General features: G+C 34.5%; 2 protein-coding genes and 4 pseudogenes. 3 read left to right on the forward strand and 3 right to left on the reverse strand.

Going from position 1 to position 3891, the window contains the following annotated elements; genetic code table 11:
- Positions 1-171, reverse strand: a pseudogene (locus G5T77_RS14965) (IS3 family transposase); the annotation flags it as partial.
- Positions 172-293: 122 nt separating this feature from the next.
- On the opposite strand from G5T77_RS14965, the pseudogene G5T77_RS14970 reads away from it, so the two are divergent.
- Positions 294-1211: pseudogene (locus G5T77_RS14970) on the forward strand (IS481 family transposase); the annotation flags it as partial.
- Between the two features lie 118 nt (positions 1212-1329).
- Here the strand turns inward: G5T77_RS14970 and G5T77_RS14975 are convergent.
- Positions 1330-1761 (reverse strand): PPC domain-containing protein, encoded by a 432-nt coding sequence (locus G5T77_RS14975; RefSeq protein WP_166134641.1) that lies wholly within the window; start codon positions 1759-1761, stop codon positions 1330-1332.
- A gap of 302 nt (positions 1762-2063) precedes the next feature.
- On the opposite strand from G5T77_RS14975, the gene G5T77_RS14980 reads away from it, so the two are divergent.
- Positions 2064-3269, forward strand: a complete 1206-nt coding sequence (locus tag G5T77_RS14980) for an integrase arm-type DNA-binding domain-containing protein (RefSeq protein WP_166134644.1) — start codon at positions 2064-2066, stop codon at positions 3267-3269.
- Positions 3270-3319: 50 nt separating this feature from the next.
- Positions 3320-3430: pseudogene (locus G5T77_RS14985) on the forward strand (transposase); the annotation flags it as partial.
- 248 nt (positions 3431-3678) lie between these two features.
- On the opposite strand, the pseudogene G5T77_RS14990 reads toward G5T77_RS14985, so the two are convergent.
- A pseudogene (locus G5T77_RS14990) lies at positions 3679-3891 on the reverse strand (IS30 family transposase); the annotation flags it as partial.

Below are 3891 nucleotides of genomic sequence, written 5' to 3' on the forward strand. Positions count from 1 at the left end.
GAAAGCTTGCGAGGAAGCTGAAATCAGTTGATTTTTCCAGTCGATAATTTGGTTTTGATGAACATCAAATTCAGCACTCAATTCAGCAAGTGTTTTTTCTGCTTTAATCGCAGCAAGTGCTACCTTAGCTTTAAAATCATTTGAATGATTTCTTCTTGGTCTACGTGCCATAAAATACTCCATATATTGATGTTTATAACATCATTTGGGGAGCAAAATATCACTTATAAGTGTTGTTCAAATTTCCTGATCCACCTCTAAATCCGACCAAAATTAAAAAATAGGCATGGGATTCAGCGGACGCTTACGGCCTGGTTTGTCGAAGATGTGGTATTTCTAGACCAACTTTACGCAAGTGGTGGAAATGATATTTTGAACAAGGTATTGATGGATTAGGTAGTCATAGTAAATGTCCCTTGAAATCGCCAAATACTAAAATCAATGCTGAGCTAGAAGCTTTAATATTGGAAATGCGCTCAGCTAGAAATCTTGGTGCTCGACGTTTGCAAACCGAATTAATGAGCTGCACGGAGTCTCGTTGTCCTTGGCGACTATCCATAAAGTACTATCCACCCATTAAGTCAAACCGATTAAAAAATTCCGTCGTAAAGTAGATTACATTTGTTATGAACGTCCATTACCAGGCGATAGAATTCAAATGGATACCTGTAAACTGGGTCCTGGACTATATCAGTACACATCTATCGATGACTGCACACGATATCGCATTTTAAGGATATATAAACGCCGAACAGCTGCGAATACACTCGACTTTTTAACTGTGTAATTGAATAAATGCCTTTTCCCATACAGCGAATACGGACCGATCGTGGACGAGAATTCTTTGCTGAAAAAGTACAGAAAAAATGATGCAGTATGGGATCAAATTTAGGCCGAATAAACCGGGTTCACCTCATCTGAATGGCAAGGTAGCGCTCACAAAAGACTGATGAATCTGAGTTCTACGCTACTGTAGATATCGATTCAGAGGAAATTCAGAGCAAACTGGCAGAATGGCAGCATTACTATAACTGGATGAGACCACATTCAGCTTTGAAAGATAAAACACCGATGGAAAGGTACTTGAATTATGTGAAGAAACTCCTTTCTTAGATGAAGTCCAGAAGCAATACGACTCCTCAAATGAACGGATTCAACATGCCAATGACAAGATGTATTTAGAGATTGTTAAATTGAAACGATCTCTATGAGTTACGTATCTATATCATTTTTACTAATATAAAAACATATGAATAAAAATCACGCCCCGTTTAACTGGCAATAGTTTTTGAACCCTGTTATAAAAGCTTAAAAAAATCTAGCAAGTCTTTATTTAATGTCAATACTCATCCAGTATTGAGGTTTTTTATCTTTTCTTGCCTGTGATCTAGGTTGTAATACTCTAATTTCATACTCACCTGAAGCAGGTAAAATATAAATACCATTATCATCAAGCTCTGGAGAATATTCTCCAAGATTGATGGAGTCTTTTAATTGATTACCCCATAAGTAAGCTTCAACATTTCCTCCAGTCAACTTCACTTTTAACTTTTGCCCTTTTTTAGCATAAAATTTGTAGGAATCATACTTGTATCCATCTATCCTTCCGTAATAATTTGCAGAGTAAGCTTTTTTAGCAAACTTAACTACAATAGTCTTCCGTATATCATTGTTATCATTTGCAAGTAAGACAGGGCTAACTATAGTTAAAGTTAGGGCTATCAAAGCGCCAGCTAGTAATTTCGTATTCGCTATTTCCATAATAAGGTTACCCTAATTCTTGTATCGCTCTTGACATAATAACATAACTAATAAGTAACCATGAATCATGGAGCAGAAATGTGAATAGTCATAACATGGGGTTGCACTTCAAATGCCAATTTAAGACTTGCAAAATTAATGGTTAATTAATTGGTTACTATGGAATAACCAATCTAAATATAAATTTTATTTAACAATTACTTATAAAAATATGTGATGCGTATGATACGCATCATATGAATATCGCTTAAATTTGCTATAATTGAATTGAGCAGTGCCATTTGTGGTTAGGTTAAAAATTCATGAGTCTTACTGAAATTAAGGTACGTCAAGCTAAACCAAAGGAAAAAATCTATTTTCTGGCAGATGATGACGGCTTAAGTTTGAAGGTAGAACCAAACGGACGTAAATCTTGGAGTTACCGCTATTCACTTGCAGGGACAAATAAACGTCCTCGCATGAAGTTGGGTGAATATCCTGTAATGTCCTTGAAAGAGGCCAGATCAGTCCGGGATGAATATAAATTTAATAATTATGAAAATAAACCACTGCATAAAAAATACATCAAAACTTTTCAGGATATTTGTGAAGAGTGGTTAGAATTTAAAATTAAAAATTCCTTTGAAGATGAACCACGATGCGGTGTAATTCAGCTCGCAAAAAAATGTTTAGATCAGGATGTTTATCCAAATATTGGACTAATGCCATTTATGGAAATTAAAAGATATGATCTAGTTAAGATTATTAAAAATATAGAATCTAGAAATGTAAAAGAACCTGTAAAGAAAGCCTATAGTTATTTAAATCAGATTTATGATTATGCGGTAGCGATGGGGTATTGTGAATATAATATTGCACATGGACTTCATAAAATATTAGTCAACAATAAGATTAAGAAAAACTATCCTCATTTAAATTCAGATGAACTATCTAATTTCTTAGCTAAATTAAATCAGATTAATACAGATCCTATTATTAAAAAAGCCCTGTTATTTAAATTATATACAGGCGTCCGTGGTGGAGAATTATTGCTTTGTGAACCACATCACTTCGATCTAGATAAAAAAATATGGAAAATACCAGCCTTACATATTAAACAATATAGAAGAAAGGTTATTTTAGGTCATGATATCCCTGATTTTTTTGTTCCACTATCTGATCAAGCACTTGAAGTTGTGAAATCAGCACTCGTTTGGTCTCATGGCGAAAAATATGTGTTTTCTAGCCCCCGAAACAATAATAAACCTATTCATTTTAATACCCTGAACTTGATTATCAGAAAAATGGGATATACTGAAAATGAATTAACTTCTCATGGGTTACGATCGACATTTAGTACCATATTAAATGAATCCGGTTTATTTCAATCAAATTGGATTGAAGCACAGCTATCTCATACTGATAAAAATAAAACCCGTGCAAGTTATAATCATGCAGAATATTTTAATCAGCGTATGGAAATGATGCAATGGTGGGGCGATTTTATTGATAGTTGTACTGTAAATTAATGGTTATGAAATCCAAGTTTTAATTAGAATAGGCTTTGTTGCACAAACCTATTCACCGCCATAAATCATTATCTAAAATTGCATCTCGTGGTAAAAGCTCAATGGGCCGGTTCTATGGCTATAAATTACATGTTGTGATGAATCAACTTAGAGAAATAGTCTGTTCACAATAATGATTTCTCTTAACTCGGTAAGCGTCCGCTGAATCCCATGCCTATTTTTTAATTTTGGTCGGATTTAGAGGTGGATCAGGAAATTTGAACAACACTTATAAGTGATATTTTGCTCCCCAAATGATGTTATAAACACCAATATATGGAGTATTTTATGGCACGTAGACCAAGAAGAAATCATTCAAATGATTTTAAAGCTAAGGTAGCACTTGCTGCGATTAAAGCAGAAGGCGGATTCAAGCGGCAAGTGCAACAGTATAAAAACCAGCCATAACTTCACTCGGTGTATACCAACCTAGTGTTTTTCTAGGACGATGGTTGAGTGCAAATTCTATCTGCTCTATTTGTTCGTTTGACACGCCATCAAACGATGATGATTTTGGCAGATATTGACGGATTAAACCATTCGTATTTTCATTTCTAGCTCGCTGAATAGACTTGTAAGGATC

It is taken from the genome of Acinetobacter sp. GFQ9D191M (assembly GCF_011174875.1).
GTDB lineage: Bacteria > Pseudomonadota > Gammaproteobacteria > Pseudomonadales > Moraxellaceae > Acinetobacter.